Here is a 241-nt window from a genome sequence, read left to right as displayed (position 1 = left end):
GACATCGCCGGGGTGCGGCTGTCGCCGCCGCCGAACGTGGGTAATCAAGGGGCCGAACTTGACAGCCCAGCGTCGGATCGCCTCGTACGACACATCAACCCCACGTTCGAGCATCATCTCCTCAACCTCGCGCAAGCCCAAGTTGAACCGGGCATAGAGCCAGACAACGTGAGCGATGGTTTGCGGCGGAAACCGGTGGCGTTTGTCGCTGACGTTCTGTGTTTGCATCAGCACCGCCTAC

1 pseudogene is annotated in these 241 nt (G+C 61.4%); it reads right to left on the bottom strand.

Annotated features, from left to right (window positions below):
* Positions 1–228, bottom strand: a pseudogene (locus tag R0J92_RS26075) (IS6 family transposase); the annotation flags it as partial.
* Between the last annotated feature and the right edge of the window lie 13 nt (positions 229–241).

Source organism: Tritonibacter sp. SIMBA_163 (assembly GCF_046535935.1).
Lineage (GTDB): Bacteria > Pseudomonadota > Alphaproteobacteria > Rhodobacterales > Rhodobacteraceae > Epibacterium > Epibacterium scottomollicae.
The sequence above is the reverse complement of the archived record's forward strand: the minus strand, read 5'-3'. Positions and strand labels throughout refer to the sequence as shown.